The sequence below is a fragment of the Pseudomonas sp. NY15437 genome, assembly GCF_048068435.1.
GTDB classification, from domain to species: Bacteria; Pseudomonadota; Gammaproteobacteria; order Pseudomonadales; family Pseudomonadaceae; genus Pseudomonas; species Pseudomonas nitroreducens_B.
In genome coordinates this window covers 197,311-212,375 of the sequence record NZ_JBLUQC010000005.1, presented here as the reverse complement: position 1 = coordinate 212,375, position 15,065 = coordinate 197,311, and the positions used below count along the sequence as shown (strand labels likewise).

At 67.6% G+C, this 15,065-nt stretch carries 14 protein-coding genes; 4 read left to right on the top strand and 10 right to left on the bottom strand.

Annotation, left to right across the window (positions count from 1 at the left end; all coding sequences use genetic code 11):
- Positions 1–23 precede the first annotated feature (23 nt).
- Positions 24–275: a hypothetical protein gene (locus ACNFIA_RS14265; protein WP_259757122.1), complete on the top strand. Its 252-nt coding sequence runs from the start codon at positions 24–26 to the stop codon at positions 273–275.
- A gap of 360 nt (positions 276–635) precedes the next feature.
- On the opposite strand, the gene ACNFIA_RS14260 is transcribed toward ACNFIA_RS14265, so the two are convergent.
- Genes ACNFIA_RS14260 through ACNFIA_RS14245 form a run of 4 tightly spaced genes read right to left on the bottom strand, consistent with a single transcriptional unit; the run spans position 636 to position 5,444 of the window.
- Positions 636–1,541, bottom strand: coding sequence for an HlyD family secretion protein (locus ACNFIA_RS14260; RefSeq protein WP_259757123.1), 906 nt, complete (start codon positions 1,539–1,541; stop codon positions 636–638).
- A gap of 13 nt (positions 1,542–1,554) precedes the next feature.
- Positions 1,555–1,755, bottom strand: coding sequence for a DUF1656 domain-containing protein (locus ACNFIA_RS14255; protein ID WP_259759723.1), 201 nt, complete (start codon positions 1,753–1,755; stop codon positions 1,555–1,557).
- A 1-nt stretch (position 1,756) separates the two neighbouring features.
- Entirely contained in the window at positions 1,757–3,949 is a 2,193-nt protein-coding gene (locus ACNFIA_RS14250; RefSeq protein WP_416785795.1) for an FUSC family protein, read from the bottom strand.
- Position 3,950: 1 nt separating this feature from the next.
- Positions 3,951–5,444, bottom strand: coding sequence for an efflux transporter outer membrane subunit (locus ACNFIA_RS14245; protein ID WP_259757127.1), 1,494 nt, complete (start codon positions 5,442–5,444; stop codon positions 3,951–3,953).
- 295 nt (positions 5,445–5,739) lie between these two features.
- Between ACNFIA_RS14245 and ACNFIA_RS14240 the strand changes: the two genes are divergently transcribed.
- A complete protein-coding gene (locus ACNFIA_RS14240) occupies positions 5,740–6,675 on the top strand; it encodes a LysR family transcriptional regulator (protein WP_416785791.1) in 936 nt (311 codons plus the stop codon).
- A 301-nt stretch (positions 6,676–6,976) separates the two neighbouring features.
- Complete coding sequence (locus ACNFIA_RS14235) at positions 6,977–7,951, top strand: 2-hydroxyacid dehydrogenase (protein WP_259757129.1); 975 nt, start codon at positions 6,977–6,979, stop codon at positions 7,949–7,951.
- A gap of 217 nt (positions 7,952–8,168) precedes the next feature.
- Here the strand turns inward: ACNFIA_RS14235 and ACNFIA_RS14230 are convergent, their stop codons facing one another.
- Positions 8,169–9,062 (bottom strand): DMT family transporter, encoded by an 894-nt coding sequence (locus tag ACNFIA_RS14230; RefSeq protein ID WP_416785788.1) that lies wholly within the window; start codon positions 9,060–9,062, stop codon positions 8,169–8,171.
- Between the two features lie 139 nt (positions 9,063–9,201).
- Between ACNFIA_RS14230 and ACNFIA_RS14225 the strand changes: the two genes are divergently transcribed.
- Entirely contained in the window at positions 9,202–10,077 is an 876-nt protein-coding gene (locus tag ACNFIA_RS14225; protein WP_416785785.1) for a helix-turn-helix domain-containing protein, read from the top strand.
- Between the two features lie 525 nt (positions 10,078–10,602).
- Here the strand turns inward: ACNFIA_RS14225 and ACNFIA_RS14220 are convergent.
- The 5 genes from ACNFIA_RS14220 to ACNFIA_RS14200 all read right to left on the bottom strand — a co-directional run bounded on the left by ACNFIA_RS14220 (position 10,603) and on the right by ACNFIA_RS14200 (position 15,047).
- Positions 10,603–10,926, bottom strand: coding sequence for a DUF3325 domain-containing protein (locus ACNFIA_RS14220; RefSeq protein WP_259757133.1), 324 nt, complete (start codon positions 10,924–10,926; stop codon positions 10,603–10,605).
- The gene (locus tag ACNFIA_RS14215) at positions 10,926–12,449 is read right to left on the bottom strand and encodes a PepSY-associated TM helix domain-containing protein (RefSeq protein WP_416785783.1); all 1,524 of its coding nucleotides are present in this window, start codon (positions 12,447–12,449) and stop codon (positions 10,926–10,928) included. The genes ACNFIA_RS14220 and ACNFIA_RS14215 overlap by 1 nt, the downstream gene beginning before the upstream one ends.
- The gene (locus tag ACNFIA_RS14210) at positions 12,446–12,733 is read right to left on the bottom strand and encodes a DUF3649 domain-containing protein (protein ID WP_259757135.1); all 288 of its coding nucleotides are present in this window, start codon (positions 12,731–12,733) and stop codon (positions 12,446–12,448) included. Before ACNFIA_RS14210 ends, ACNFIA_RS14215 begins: the two co-directional genes overlap by 4 nt.
- A gap of 131 nt (positions 12,734–12,864) precedes the next feature.
- Positions 12,865–13,452, bottom strand: a complete 588-nt coding sequence (locus tag ACNFIA_RS14205; protein WP_259757137.1) for a hypothetical protein — start codon at positions 13,450–13,452, stop codon at positions 12,865–12,867.
- A gap of 185 nt (positions 13,453–13,637) precedes the next feature.
- Positions 13,638–15,047, bottom strand: coding sequence for a PLP-dependent aminotransferase family protein (locus ACNFIA_RS14200; RefSeq protein WP_416785780.1), 1,410 nt, complete (start codon positions 15,045–15,047; stop codon positions 13,638–13,640).
- Positions 15,048–15,065: the final 18 nt, after the last annotated feature.

Below are 15,065 nucleotides of genomic sequence, written 5' to 3'. Positions count from 1 at the left end.
ACAACCGCCTGAGCTTGACTGCCATGAACGAACTGATCGATCTGCTGCAATGGCCCGCCATGCTGGTGACCGTCCTCGCCGCCTGGCTGGTCGGTTCCCGTGACCGCAAGCGGCGCAAGGTAGGCTTCTGGGTATTCATCGCCAGCAACGCCCTGTGGATCGCCTGGGGCCTGCCGGCCAAGGCCTACGCGCTGGTGGTGCTGCAGCTGTGCCTGGCGGCGATGAACATCCGCGGCAGCTACAAGAACCGCCGACGCGAACAGAGCGACGCCTGACCATTCCTGTAGAAGCGAGCTTGCTCGCGAACTGCATGGCACCGGAGCTGGGCTGTTCGCGAGCAAGCTCGCTCCTACAAGAGCACCCGCCCGCGCGACCGGGCAATTCGTAGGGCGTATCACCCGGAACGGGTTATCCGCCCCACGCCGTGACAGCCCCCGGCACAAGCCGGCCGAAGGATAACTGTAGGAGCGAGCTTGCTCGCGCTCCGCAAGGCACCGGAGCTGGGCTGTTCGCGAGCAAGCTCGCTCCTACGAAAGCACCCACCCAGCGCAAGCGGGCTATCCGCCGTCTCCGCGCGATCCGGGCTGAAAACGAAAACGGGAGCCGAAGCTCCCGTTTTCATTCATCCGATCCGATCACTGCGCCGCGGCAGGCGCGCCGTCGGAATGCTCCGCGTTGCGGCTTTCCGGGTTGACGATCACGGTGGCGGTGATCCCCGCCGCCAGCAGCACGCCCTCCGGCACCTCGTCGATGTGGATGCGCACCGGCACGCGCTGGGCCAGGCGTACCCAGTTGAAGGTCGGGTTCACGTCGGCCACCAGTTCGCGGCTTTCCGGGTTGTCGCGGTCGTAGATGGCGCGGGCGATGCTCTCGACGTGGCCCTTCAGGCGCTCGCCGCTCATCAGTTGCAGCTCGGCCGGATCGCCGACGCGAATGTGCGGCAGCTTGGTCTCTTCGAAGTAGCCGTAGATCCAGTAGGAGCTCTCGTCCACCACGGCCATCTTCGCCTCGCCCACGCGGGCATAGTCGCCACGGTGCACGTTGAGGTTGGTCACGTAGCCGTCCACCGCGGCGCGCACCTGGGTGCGCTCCAGGTTCAGCTTGGCGGCGTCCAGCGCGGCGAGGGCCTGCTGGTAGTCGGCCTCGGAGGCGGCGGCGGTGTTGCTGGCGTCGTCCAGGCTCTCGCGGGAGACCACCTCCTCGTCCATGGCGCGGCGGCGCTTGGCGTTGAGCTGGCGCATCTGCAGGGTGGCCTTGCGCGAGGCGACGGCCGCCTCGGCCTGCTTCACGGCGATCTGGTAATGATCCGGGTCGATCTGCATCAGCAAGTCGCCCTTCTTCACCCGCTGGTTGTCGCGCACCGGCACGTCGACCACCACGCCGGAGACGTCGGCGGCGACGTTGATGATGTCGGCGCGCACCCGGCCGTCGCGGGTCCAGGGCGTATCCATGTAGTTCACCCAGAGGGCACGGCCGATCAACGCGGCGACCGCCAGGATGATCAGGGTCGCCAGCAGGCTGATGATGGATTTGAGAGTCATGGGTGCACGCTCGTTACTTATAGACGGTGAGAGACAGGCCGCCGAACAGGCAGGCGAACAGGCACACGCGGAACAGCGCCGGGTGCCAGGTGTAGCGGTACAGGCCGATGGAGGCGAAGACGCGGTCGATGCCCCAGCAGATCAGCGCGGCGACCAGGAACATCAGGGTCAGGGTCGGCATGTAGACCCCGTGGAAGGCGATCTCGCGGGGCAGGTCAGGCAGCATGGGTCGATCTTCCAGAAGTGGGTTCGCCATCGCGCAGCGGCGACTGTGGGTCGAGCAGGCTGCTGCGGATGAAGTGCAGGTAGCTGAGCACGCGGCGCAGCGGCGAGCTTTCGAAGTCCGGGGCGCGCGGTTCGTCGGTGTGCTTCACGCAGTCGATGGCCTGCTCCACCGCGGCCAGGGCGCGCTCGCGGTTGGCCTGCCCGGGTTTGACGAACAGGCGGATCAGCGCACGGCCCATGGCGCGGATCGACTGCCGCCACGGCGTCGATTCGGCGTAGCAGGGCTCGCTGGGCAGGTTCTCCTGCTCCACGCGCAGTTCGATGATGGCGTGGCCGACTTCCAGCACCACGAAGGTCCAGCGCAGCAGCCGGCGCTGCATCTGCGGGCTGCGTGCGGCCACGCCATAGGCCTGGTTGAGCAGGTCGCGGGTGCCGCTCTCGAAGGACGACACCAGGCCGTCGAGCTTGCCGCTGATGGCCTGCACCACGCGCTGGCGCAGGTCCTTCTCCAGGCGGCGCCAGAGCCAGGCGCTGGTGGGCGGCATGATCACCGCCGCAACCACCGCGGCGAGACTTTGCGACAGCACCAGGGAGATGTACTCGTTGAGCATGCGCCCCGGATCGTACACGGTGAGGTTCGCCGGGATCGCGCCGAAACTGAAGAACACCAGCAGGCCCAGGCCGTAGCCGGCGTACTTGGGCTTAATCGAGAAGAACGCGCCCACCGCGAACACCGGCGCGAGGGCGAAGGCCAGCAGGGGGAAGCCGTCCAGGTGCGGGAACACGAAGAAGGTTTCGGAGAAGCCGAGGATCGCCGCGAAGAAGGTGCCCATAGCCATCTGCATGGCCATCTTCGCCGGGTCGGGAGCTGCCGAGACCAGCGCGGCGACGGCGGCGGCGTTGAGCACGAAGGTGCTGCCGCTGGGCCAGGCGGTCTCGATCCAGAAGATGCCGAACACCAGCACCATCAGCGCGGTGCGCCCGCCGGCCACCAGCGAGGCGACCAGGTTGGCCTTGGGCGAGAAGCCGTGCTTCCAGTTCTCCCGCTCGTGCTTGTGCGCGGCCAGGGAGGCGTGGGTCAGGGCGTAGTTGTAGAGGTCATCGGCCAGTCGATAGAGCAGCTCGCCGGCGGTGTTGTAGTCCAGCAGCGCGGACGGCTCGTCCTGCTCGGCCAGCAATTGCGCGCGGCCGGAGCGGATGCATTGCATCATCCGCGTGCGATGGCTTTCCAGTTGCGTGGCGAGGCGCTCGGCGTCGCGGTCGGTGACCGACTGGCCACGCCAGGGGGCGAGCACCTGGGCCAGTTCGTCCAGGCAGGGTTGTAGCGCCCGCAGCACGGCCTGCGCCTCGTGCGCCCGCAGACGCGAGAGCAGTTGGTGCAGCGCGTGGTAGCGGGTGGTGAGCACCATGAACTCGTTGTTCAGGCGCGACAGGCGCCCGGAACGCAGGCGCATGTGCGGGTCTTCGAAGCTGGTGGCGCTGCGCAGCGCCTCAAGGCCCACGGCCTGGGAGGCGAAGGCCACGTTGGCCGCCTCGAAGCGGGGCCGCTCGCCGCCACCGAGGTTGTCCAGGACGAAGCCGGCGAAGGTGCCGAAGCGCTGGTACAGCGCGCTGCGCATGGCAGTGCTGGAGGTCTGCGGGAACAGCGTGGCGCTGACAACCATGGAACAGAGAATGCCGAGGCTGATTTCCAGCACGCGCCAGATCGCCGACATGAACGCCGCCTCCGGGTGCAGCGTGGCGGGCAGGCCGATCAGCGTGGCGGTGTAGCCGGCGAGCACGCAGGCGTAGGAGCGGAAGTCGCGGTAGCGCGCGGCGCCGACGGTGCACAGGCCGATCCACAACGCCGAGACCAGCAGGAACAGCTCGCGCTGCTGGGCGAAGATGGCGATCAGCGCGACCATCACCGACAGCCCGACCAGGCTGCCGAGAATCCGGTAGAAGCTCTTGGCGAATACCTGGCCGCTCTGCGGCTGCATGACGATGAACACGGTGATGGTCGCCGTGCTCGGCTGCGGCAGCTCCAGGCGCATCGCCAGCCACAGGGTCAGCAGCGCGGCGAGCAGCACCTTGGCGATGTAGACCCAGGTGATGCCGTCGCTGCGCCCCCACTCCAGCAGCGCGCGACGCAGGGCGTCCAGCGGTGCCAGCTGGCGGGTGGCGACGTAGCTTTCGCCGGCCATCTCAGCGCTCGCCCGCCGCGCGGACGTCAACGGTCTCGGGGACCATCTTCGCCTCTCTGGGGCCTTCCTGCTTGTCCATCAGGCCGCCGCCGAGGGCCACGACCAGCCCGGCGTGCACGGCCAGGCGCGCGGCGCGCACCTGCTGCTCCACCAACTGCTGCTGGAACAGGCGGGACTGCGCGTTGAGCACGTTGAGGTAATCGGTCAGGCCGCCACGGTACGCCTTGGTGGCGATATCGTAGGTGCGCTGCGCCGACGCCACCGACTTGGCGGCGAAGCCTTCCTGCAGCTCCATGGAGTGCATGCGGATCAGTTGGTCGGAGATGCCCTTGAGGGCGTTGACCAGCGTCTGGTTGTACTGCGCCACGGCGGCGTCGTAGCCGGCGGATTCCTGGCTCAGCTGCGAGCGGCGGCGACCGCCGTCGAAGATCGGCAGGGAGATGGCCGGGCCGACGCCGTAGGTGAACTTCTCGGCATTGAGGAATTCCAGCACCCCGCCGCCCACCGCGCTGTAGCCAAGGCTCGCGACCAGGTCGACGTTGGGATAGAACTCGGCGCGGGCGACATCCACGCCCTTGGCCTGCGCGGCAACCTTCCAGCGGCTGGCGACCACGTCGGGACGGTGGCCGAGCAGCTCCATCGGCAATTTGCTGGGCAGGCCCGGGCCTTCGGCGAGCTTCAGGCTCGGCCGCTGGATCGAGGCGCCAGCGCCGGGGCCTTTGCCGGCCAGGGCGGCGATCTGGTTGCGAGTGAGCTGGATTTCCTCGTCCACCGCCTCGATCTTGCGCTCGGTTTCCGGCAGCGGGACTTCCGCCTGGCTGACTTCGAAGTGCGTGCCGATGCCCCCGGCCAGGCGGCGCTGGGCCAGGGCCAGGATGCCCTGCTGCTGCGCCAGCATGGCCTTGCCGATGTCGAGCTTGGCGTATTGCAGCGACAGCTGGATGTAGGCGCGGACGATGTTGCCCTCCAGCTCCAGCTGGGCCATGCGCGCTTCGGCGGCGGTCATCTTGGCGATGTCCAGGTAGCGCTCGGTGTTGCTGCGCTCGCGGCCCCACAGGTCCAGGGAATAGTTGAAGCCCAGGGCGGCGTTGTTGTTGAAGGTGGTGCTGTCGGCCAGGTCGCCCGGGCCGTAGAAGTAGTCGGTCGGCCAGCGGTGGCGGGTCAGCGAGGCATCCACGCCGATCTGCGGCGACTCGGCGGACTCGGCGACGCCGGCCATGGCCATGGCCATGCGCACCCGCGCCTCGGCCTGGGCCAGGGTCGGGCTGCCTTCCAGCGCGGCCTGCACCCAGGCATTCAACTGCGGATCACCATAGGCGCGCCACCACTGCTCGGCCGGCCAGCCAGCTTCCTGGTTGGCGTGCGCGATGGCGGCGTCGGTGGCCAGCTCGGTGTCGCCCAGGCGCTGTTCCTGCGGGGCGATGCCGTTGGTGCTGATACATCCGGCGATTGTTGAAAAAATGACAAAGGAGCCGACGAACGTCAGTCCTTTCATGAGGCGACGCGACACAATGAGAGTCCTGGAAGGTAGGAGTGCGTTCAGCTTAGTAGGAGAGCGAGAGCCAATTGCGGCGATTGAATTCTAGATAGGCCGACAGGAACGGATAAGCCGGCTGAATTGCGATTGTTTGTTACCGATAATGAAACAATATGTGTCCCCATCCGTGTGACAATAGGCCGCCCCCGCTCTGTTCCGCGCATTGCCACCGATCAAGGACATGCCGCCGCCGGCCACGCACTGATGCAATCACGTCGCCACCCGGAACAGATGCCCCACTGACGAGGCCTCAATGGACACACTGCAGACCATGCGTGCGTTCGCCTGTGTCGCGGAAACTGGCAGTTTCACCGCCGCCGCGCAACAGCTGAACACCACCACCGCCTACGTATCCCGTGCCGTTGCCAACCTGGAATCGCACCTGCGCACCCGGCTGCTCAACCGCACCACCCGACGGATCGCCCTCACCGAGGCCGGCCAGCGCTACCTGCTGCGCTGCGAACAGATACTCGCCTACGTCGAGGAGGCCGAAGCCGAGGCCAGCGACGCCCACGCCCGCCCCGCCGGCCGCCTGCGCGTGCACTCGATGACGGGCATCGGCCAGCATTACGTCATCCGGGCGATCGCCAACTACCGCCAGCTGCACCCGGACGTGACCTTCGAGCTGACCATGGCCAACCGCGTGCCGGACCTGCTCGACGAAGGCTTCGACGTGGCCATCGTGGTGGCCTCGGAACTGCCCGACTCGGGCCTGGTGTCCCAGCGCATCGGCGAGACCTACAGCATCCTCTGCGCCTCGCCGGACTACCTGGCCCGCCGCGGCACGCCGAAGACGCCGTCCGAGCTGATGGAGCACGACTGCCTGCGCCTGATCAGCCCGGTGCTGCCGCTGGACAAGTGGCTGTTCGACGGCCCCAACGGCCAGGAAATGATCACCCTCGGCCCCTCGCCGTTCCAGGTGAACGTCGGCGACGCCATGACCGAGGCCATCGGCTCGGGCATGGGCATCAGCGCCCTGCCCGTGTATTCGGCCATCGACGGCTTGCGCGACGGTTCGCTGGTGCGCGTGCTGCCGCACTACAAGCTGCAGATCCTCAACGTGTATGCGCTGTATCCGTCGCGACAGTACCTGGACGCGAAGATCAAGACCTGGGTGGCCTACCTGCGGGAAAATCTTCCCGGTGTGCTCCAGGCCGATGGCGCCGGGCTCGCGGGTGTGGGACCCTGACCGACCTGTTCGTCGTGTTTCGCGGGCAAGCTCACTGTGTAACTCCTTACCCCGGTGTTCAGTGAGCTTGCCCGCGAACCTCCCTCCGCCCTGCCCCCGACACCCTGTAGGAGCGAGCTTGCTCGCGAACCGCTTGGCACCGAAGCGGCCTGCACATCCATTGGCCAGCAAGCGCTGGGCCCCCTCGCTCCGACCCACACCACAGCGGTCGATAATCGCCCGCCGCGCCTGTCAGCCTTGCGCCGCTCTGGCCCGCTGGTGGTAGGGTAATGCCCTCCCGTTTCCCAGCCGTCCGAGCGCCATGAAAAAGAACGTCTTCGTCTTCAGCCGCCTTGCCCCGGAACACCTCGACCGTCTGCGCAGCCAGTTCAACGTGACCGTGCTCGACCCCAAGCAGGGCGACGTCGATGCCCAGTTGGCCGCCGCCCTGCCGACCACCCACGGCATGATCGGCGTCGGCCGCCCGCTGGGCGAAAAACAGCTGGCCCAGGCTACGCAGCTGGAAGTCATTTCCAGCGTCTCGGTCGGTTACGACAACTACGACCTGAACTACCTGAACCAGCGCAGCATCCCGCTGACCAATACCCCGGACGTGCTCACCGAGACCACCGCGGACCTCGGCTTCGCGCTGATCATGGCCGCCGCCCGGCGTACCGCCGAGCTGGACGCCTGGACCAAGGCCGGGCAGTGGAAACGCACCGTGGATGCCCAGCAGTTCGGCGTCGACGTGCACGGCAAGAAGCTCGGCATCCTCGGCCTCGGCCGCATCGGCGCGGCCATCGCCCGTCGCGGCCGCTTCGGCTTCAACATGGACATCCTCTACCACGGCAACCACCGCAAGCCGGAGCTGGAGGCGGAGTTCGGCGCACGCTTCTGCGGCTTCGACGAACTGTTGGGCGAGGCGGACTTCGTCTGCGTGGTGGTACCGCTGTCGGACAAGACTCGCCAACTGATCGGCAAGCGCGAGCTGGAGCTGATGAAGCCCACCGGCATCCTGGTGAACATCGCCCGCGGCCAGGTGATCGATGAAGCGGCGCTGGTGGAAGCGTTGCAGGACAAGCGCATCCTCGCCGCCGGCCTGGACGTCTACGAGAAGGAACCGCTCGCCGAGTCGCCGCTGTTCGCCCTGCCCAACGCGGTGACCCTGCCGCATATCGGTTCAGCCACCCACGAAACCCGCCGGGCCATGGCCGAATGCGCGCTGGACAACTTCGAAGCCGCGCTGCGCGGCGAGCGGCCGAAGAACCTGGTCAATCCGCAGGTCTGGAAAGGCTGATCGCGCGCCGCTTTTCGTAGGACGGGGGCGCCTAGCCCTTGCTCGCGAACCGCTCCGCAGCGGGGCTGGTTCGCGAGCAAGCTCGCTCCTACAAGAAGCATTTAGCCAGCGCAGGCTGCAGCCTTGTGGGACGCATAACCTGGAACAGGTTATCCGCCGGAACCTCTGCGGCGGATAACGCTGACGCGTTATTCGCCCTACGACGCCATGCGGATCATCACGCCCGCGCCGGCTGCATCACCGGCCGGGGCTTGCGGAACACCAGCACGTTGCCCGCCATCACCAGCCCCAGTCCGGCCAACGCCGGCAGGCTCCACTGGTAGCCCTCGGCGAAGGCCGAGACGTTGAGCGCCACCACCGGGAACAGCACCGTGCAGTAGGCCGCGCGCTCCGGCCCCATGCGCCCCACCAGCGTGAGGTAGGCGGTGAAGCCGATCACCGAACCGGGAATCGCCAGGTACAGCAGCGACCCCACGTACTGCGCGCTGGCATCGAAGGTCAGCGGCACGCCCTGCACCAGGCAGATCGCCAACAGGATCAGCGAGCCATAGAACATGCCCCAGGCGTTGGTCGACAGCGGCCGCAACCCGGCCTTCTGTTGCAGGCTCGACAACAGATTGCCCGCCGAGAAGCACAGGGTGCCGAGCAACGCCAGGCCCAGGCCATAGAAGGTTTCCCGCGAGGCCTGGTGCCCGGACAGCTCCGGCCAGAACAACAGCGCCAGCCCGGCCAGGCCGAACGCGCCGCCGCCCAGCACGTTGGGCGCGATGCGCTGGCCGAAGAACAGTCGCGCATTCAGGGCGTTCCACAGCGTCGCGGTGGAAAACACCACGGCCACCAGCCCGCTGGGGATCCACTGGCTGGCGGTGTAGAAGCACAGGAAGTTCACGCAGAACAGGCACACCCCCTGGGCGAAGCAGATCGCCTGGCCGCGCCTTCCCAGCGGTTGCAGCTTCCTGGAAAGCAGCAGCACGGCGAACAGCACCAGCGCCGCCAGGCTGAAGCGGTAGGCAATGGACAAGGGGATGGCGACCACGCCGACCTGCAACTTGATGGCGATCCAGGTGGTGCCCCAGATGAGCACGGTGAGCAGGTAGAGCGAGAGGTTCATGGGGCGGTCTCCAAAAATCCAGCGCCGCCAGTCTCCCGCCGGCCCCCGGCGCGGGCTTGCAGATTCTTGCGCTTATTGCGACAACCGGGCTGGCAAGGCGCGCCCGCGCGGGTAGAGTGACGACAACAGAGGAACCCGCATGTCAGCCATTTCCCAGCTCGAAGTCTTCCAGTCGATGAACGCCTCGCCCAACGCCCGCCTGGAGCGTTGCGCGGAGCTGGGCGACGGGCTGTCCGCGGCGATCTGGAGCAACAGCCACGACGCCCGCGACTACCACGCGCCTAGCCACCACACGCTGTCGTGTTACCTGAACGACGGCACCGGCACCTTTCGCCGTGGCGCACCAGGCAGCAAGGGCGCGCCGGACAAGCTCTGCGTCATGCCGGCCGGCGCTGAGTCGGCGTGGATCGTCAACGGCGACATCCGCCTGGCGCACCTCTACATCGGCCAGGAGCAGTTCGCCCTGGGCTGCATCCGCCTGCTCGACCGCGAACCGCGCGAGCTGCAGTTGCACGAACGCACCTTCCTCGACGACCCGCAGCAGGCCGCGCGCTTCCGCCAACTGGTGAAACTGGACTGGCACGAGCCGGGCGAACGCATTCGCACCAGCACACTGGCCCACGACCTGATCGACCACCTGCTGCTGAACCAGGTGGGCCTGCGCGAAGGGCTTCGCCTGAAGGGCGGCCTGGCGCCGGTCATGCGCCGGCGCGTGGCCGACTACATCGAGCAGCGCCTGGACCAGCCGCTGTCCCTGGGCGAACTGGCGATGCAGACGGCGCTGTCGGAATACCACTTCGCGCGGATGTTCCGCGAAAGCTTCGGCATGCCGCCGCACCAGTACGTCCTGGCCCGCCGCGTGGCCCTCGCCCAAAGCCTGCTGCGCGACACCCGCCAGCCGCTGAGCCAGGTGGCGCTGGCCTGCGGATTCTCCAGCGCCAGCCACTTCGCCAATCGATTCAAATCGGTGGTCGGCGGGACGCCCGGGGAGTATCGGCAGGCGTTCGAGGAGTAGCGTTTCGACCGTTTACCTGCCGGTGCGCGGTTCGCGAGCAAGCTCGCTCCTACGAAGAGCACCTCCTCTCGGCTCTGGCTCTGGCTCTGGCTCTGGCTCTGGCTCTGGCTCTGGCTCTGGCTCTGAAGACTTCCAGAGAAACACCCGCGCGCTCCGAATGCCCCGTTCAGGAGGCCGAGTGGAAGCGGAGTTTCAGGGGTTGAGCGGCATGGATGCCGCGAGAGCCGCGATGGGCCAGGGATGGCCCTTCGCGGCGTGCCCCTGAAACTTCGCTGGAGCGAGGGAATTTTTCGCCTAAGCGAAAAACCGGATGTCCGGGGCAAGACCTTTGCCTTCTTTGGGGCGTTTGCCAAAGAAGGTCGCCCGAGGGGGCGAAACAAGAAGCCCGCGCGCACACCGGGGCGGCGCAGGAACACCCAAGCCGAGGCAGTGAGCCTGCGAGATCGCCATCAGGCCAGACGCCGGCCCTGCCGGCGGATCGCGGGCATGGCCCGCTCCTACAAGGGAGGCGCTGGCGGGGATGCGTCAGCCAAGCACCGCCAGCACGCCGCCAAACACCGGCATGGCCGCCGCCGTCGGCAACGCCCAGCGCGGCCGCCAGGCCAGCAGCAGGACCAGCACCGCACCGGCGATCATCAGCAGGCACGCCCAGTAGACGATGCCCAGCTCCACCCCCAGGCGGTGAACCGCATAGGCCAGCGCCAGCGCGCCATCCACCCCTGCCGCGAGGCGCAGCAGGCGCACCCGGGACTGGGACGGAGCGCTGCCCAACAGATCGCGGTGATGGCGCGACAACGACAGGCACGCCGCCGCCAGCGCCAGCAGATTGAGACCGAACACCAGCAGCATCAGGCGTACTCCTCGTGACGGGCACGACGCGGACGAGCAGGCTCGGCACGCGCCTGCCCCAGGCGCCAGCCGAGGAAGGCGCACAGCACGCCGATCAGCAGCAGGCCGAGGTCGATGCCGGCCATCAGCCAGTCGCCCTGGGCGACGTGCGTCGTCAAGCGCCCCGGCTCGGGGCCGAACAGGCTCAGCACCGGCAGCAGCAGGGCCAGCGCCGCCAGGGCGGCAAACTGCTCGCGGGCCATGGCGCGGCTGCCCCGGCGCAGGAGTGCATGGGCCAGCGCCAACAGCCAGATCACCACGAACGCGGTGGCTTCCCAGCGCGTGCGCTGCGGCAGGTCGACCGGCAGCAGGCGCGAGGCCGCCAACAGGCCGAGCGACGCCAGCGGCAGGCCGCCGCAGACCGCGCCATTGAGCGTGCGCACCAGCGCCACGCTACGGTGGCCACGGGTTTCGCGCTTGCTCACCCATACCTGCAGGCCGCCGAACACCATCACGCAGCCCACCAGGCCGAGGACGAAATACATCACCCGCAGCAGGTCGTTGCCGAACTGCGCCATGTGCAGCCCGGTCAGCCAGGCGTAGGTCTTGTAGCCCGGCTGGTAGGGCTTCTGCACGTGCAGCAGCGCGCCAGTGCCGGAATCGAAGGACACGGTGCGCTGGTCGTTGACCATGCTCTTGTCTACCGCCTTGCGGATCTGCACCATCGCCGACGCATCGTTGGGGTGTTCGATATTGATCCAGCCGACCTGGCTGTCATCGCCCCAGGCCGTGCGTGCCTTGAGGATCATGGTGTCGATGGACTTCGGCGGCTTGGCCGGCTTGCCCAGTTCCTCGCGATCGAAGGCGCCCTGCACGTCATGGAAGAAATGCTCCAGGTCGTCCTTGTAGGCCACCTTGATGCCCGCGGTCATGTAGAAGGTGATGAAGATCGCCAGGCCCGTGTAGGCCATCAGCAGGTGGAACGGCAGGCCGAGCACGCCCAGCACGTTGTGCGCGTCGAGCCAGGCGCGCTGCTTCGCCGCTTTCGGCCGCAGGGTGAAGAAGTCCTTGAAGAGGCGTCGGTGGACGATCACCCCGCTGACCAGCGCCACCAGCATGAACACGCCGGCCACGCCGACCACGTAGAGGCCGAGCAGGCCGCCGTGCAGCTCGTAGTGCAGTTCGAGGAAGAAGTTGCCGCCGACGGTCGCCGGCAATACCTCGCCGCTCTGCGCGTCCACCCGGAACGACTGGAACTCGCTGAAGTCCGCCGGCTCCCAACCGGCCGTCCAGTAAGGCATGCGCTCGGTGGGCGGGTGCATCCAGTAGCCGTGGGCCTTCGGCGCGCGTTCGACGATCAGCTCGCGCACCTGGTCGGCGCCGACGCTCACCTGCTCCAGCCTGTGCAGCTGCGGCGTCATCCAGCGGGTGAGTTCCTTGTCGAATACCGCGACGGTGCCGGAGAACAGCACGACGAAGAGAATCCAGCTGACCAGCAGCCCCGCCCAGGTATGCAGCCCGGACATCGATTGGCGCAGGCTCATGGGCGCACTCCGTAGGCGGCCGGCAGGAAGGCCGCCGCGCCCAGCACGGCGCTCAGCAGCACCGGCAGCCAGACCGCGCGCCAGGGGCTCCTGGCACCGAAGGCATATAGAATCGCCGCGACCCAGACGATGAAGCAGGCCAGGCTGGCCAGCGACACACGGTCCGGCCGTGACATCGGCAGGTAAACGCTGAGGAATGCCGTGGCGCTGTACGCCAGGGCGTAGCCCGCGACCACCGCGCTGAGAATACGGGCCGCCAGGGCACCGGCGTGGGCAGCGCTCATGCGTGGGCTCTCGGAAGAATCGGGCGCGGGGCATCGCACATCGGACGGAATCCTGCGGGGCGGCCCGGACCAGGCCCGGGCGCGCGATTGAAAAGCGAAATTATATGATATTGCTTCTCAATTAAAACAACTCAACACCGCCATTTGTGAGCATCTGTGTCGGAAAGTCGCTGAACGGCATAGGTGGCGGTCACGTCCATGGCGCGCAACAGGCTGTTCATCATCAGGTCCGCCTCGGCCGTGACGCGCGCCGGTGGCGGCTCCTGCAGGAGCCGCGAGGCGCCGGGCGTCAGCTCGACGGCGGCCACCACCGAGCCCTTGCCGAACAGGTATTCGTAGATCAGCAGGTAGTCCGTGCCGGGTAGGTCCTTGAACTCGGCGATACGCCGCAGCACGTTGATCGAGCCGAGTATCCAGTCGCGGCTTTCGGTGAACTCCAGCACGCCCAGGCTCCAGGTCTGGCTCGCCTCGTCGTAGTGGTTCCAGGCCGGCGAGCGCTGGTGCTGGCTCCACCCGGCCACCCAGGCCGCTGCCGTGGTGCCCTGCCCGAGTTCGCACAGCTCGCTCCAGGTGAGGCCGCCTCGTCGCAGGTGATTGCCATCCAGCCACTGCTCGAGGTCGGCGAAACAGGCCGCGGAACCCGCTTCCTGGCGGAGGAAGTCCTCGAGCCGGGAACGACTGATGGAAACCTTCAGATACAGCTGACATGGCTCGGCCATGGGGCGCCCTCTTTTCTGATCCAAGGATTTGCCAGGGGACGCGGGTGCGCCCCGGCGGCTGAATCGATAATCCTAGAGGTTCGCCCCAACGGCGGAGCGCCCAGCGGTTCGACCGTGAAGTGGTATTTTTCAGATTCTCTTGTACAACCGTTCAACTTTCCTCGGGCATTTGCGCCAGCCCCGTGTCATCGTCTTCCGCGGCCCTTCGCCGCCTGCTCCATGGCCCGTTGCAGCCCCTCGAACACCCGCGGCGACAGGCACTGGGCGACGTTGAAGCGCAGGAAGCCGGTGGCGCTCTGGCTCAGGCTGAAGACATTGCCGGGCGCCAGCACCAGGTTGTCTGCCAGCGCCGCGCGCGAGACGTCGGCCGCGTCCAGCCCGCCGGGCAGGCTGGCCCAGACGAACACCCCGCCGCGCGGTTCGATCCACGGCTGGATATCCAGCGCACGCAGGCGCAGCAGCGTCTCGCCCATGGCGTCGGCCAGGCGCCCGCGCAGGTTGTCCAGGTGGCGCCGGTAACTGCCCTTGCGCAACAGCTCGAAGAGCATCTCGGCGCTGAACGGGCTGCTGCCGAAGCTGGTGGCCAGTTTCAGGTCCACCAAGCGCTCGCACCATTCGGGCTTGGTGGCGATGTAGCCGCAGCGCACCGAGGCCGACAGCGTCTTGGAAAAGCTGCCGACCTGGATCACCCGCTCCAGGCCGTCGAAGGCGGACAGCCGCGGCGCGCTCTCGTGCTCGAAGTCGCCGAAGATATCGTCCTCGACGATCAGCAGGTCATGGGCCTCGGCGAGTTTCAGCAGGCGATGGGCAACCAGCGGCGAGAGCACCGCGCCGGTGGGGTTATGGAAGGCCGAGTTGGTGATGTACAGGCGCGGGCGGTGCTGTTCCAGCAGGCTCGCCATGGCGGCCACATCCGGCCCGGTGGGCGTATAGGGCACACCGATCACCTGCACGCGGTGGGCACGCAGCAGGGCCTGGAAGTTGAAGTAGCCGGGGTCGTCCACCAGCACGCAGTCGCCCGGTTCCAGCAGGAAGCGGCAGATCAGGTCGATGGCCTGGGTGCCGTTGTCGGTGAGCACCACCTGCTGCGGGCCGACCGGCACGCCGTAGTCCGCCAGCCGTCGCGCGAGCTGCTCGCGCAGACCGGCGTGGCCGTAGGGGCGGCCGTACTCCAGCAGGCTCGATTGCGGCGCGCGGGCAATCTGTCGCAAGGCGCGGCGCAGTTCCTCCTCCGGCAGCCAGGACGGCGGCAGCCAGCCGCAGCCGGGTTTGAGCGAAGTGTCCGCGGCCTCCAGGGACTGCCTCGAAATCCACAGCGGATCGATGCTGCGGTCCAGGCTCGGGCCGACATCCGCCAGGGACAGCGGCGGCGCATGGCCGGCCACGTAGAAGCCAGAGCCGCGGCGCGCGGCGATCACGCCGTCGGCGGCCAGCCGATCGTAGGCTTCCACCACCGTCGTCTTGGACACGTCCAGCTGCTCGGCCAACTGGCGAATCGACGGCAAGCGCTCCCCCGGCACCAAGGCCCGGGCGGCCAGGCGCTCGCGCACGTGCTGCATCACCGAATCGACCCGCGTGCTCTTTGGTCTGCCCATGCTGCCCTCGCCTGCCCC

Excerpts from the sequence above, each read along its gene's own strand:
- ACNFIA_RS14265 (WP_259757122.1), top strand. The coding sequence starts at position 24 with ATGAACGAACTGATCGATCTGCTGCAATGGCCCGCCATGCTGGTGACC.
- ACNFIA_RS14260 (WP_259757123.1), bottom strand. The coding sequence starts at position 1,541 with ATGACTCTCAAATCCATCATCAGCCTGCTGGCGACCCTGATCATCCTG.
- ACNFIA_RS14250 (WP_416785795.1), bottom strand. The coding sequence starts at position 3,949 with ATGGCCGGCGAAAGCTACGTCGCCACCCGCCAGCTGGCACCGCTGGAC.
- ACNFIA_RS14245 (WP_259757127.1), bottom strand. The coding sequence starts at position 5,444 with ATGAAAGGACTGACGTTCGTCGGCTCCTTTGTCATTTTTTCAACAATC.
- ACNFIA_RS14240 (WP_416785791.1), top strand. The coding sequence starts at position 5,740 with ATGGACACACTGCAGACCATGCGTGCGTTCGCCTGTGTCGCGGAAACT.
- ACNFIA_RS14235 (WP_259757129.1), top strand. The coding sequence starts at position 6,977 with ATGAAAAAGAACGTCTTCGTCTTCAGCCGCCTTGCCCCGGAACACCTC.
- ACNFIA_RS14230 (WP_416785788.1), bottom strand. The coding sequence starts at position 9,062 with ATGAACCTCTCGCTCTACCTGCTCACCGTGCTCATCTGGGGCACCACC.
- ACNFIA_RS14225 (WP_416785785.1), top strand. The coding sequence starts at position 9,202 with ATGTCAGCCATTTCCCAGCTCGAAGTCTTCCAGTCGATGAACGCCTCG.
- ACNFIA_RS14220 (WP_259757133.1), bottom strand. The coding sequence starts at position 10,926 with ATGCTGCTGGTGTTCGGTCTCAATCTGCTGGCGCTGGCGGCGGCGTGC.
- ACNFIA_RS14215 (WP_416785783.1), bottom strand. The coding sequence starts at position 12,449 with ATGAGCCTGCGCCAATCGATGTCCGGGCTGCATACCTGGGCGGGGCTG.
- ACNFIA_RS14210 (WP_259757135.1), bottom strand. The coding sequence starts at position 12,733 with ATGAGCGCTGCCCACGCCGGTGCCCTGGCGGCCCGTATTCTCAGCGCG.
- ACNFIA_RS14205 (WP_259757137.1), bottom strand. The coding sequence starts at position 13,452 with ATGGCCGAGCCATGTCAGCTGTATCTGAAGGTTTCCATCAGTCGTTCC.
- ACNFIA_RS14200 (WP_416785780.1), bottom strand. The coding sequence starts at position 15,047 with ATGGGCAGACCAAAGAGCACGCGGGTCGATTCGGTGATGCAGCACGTG.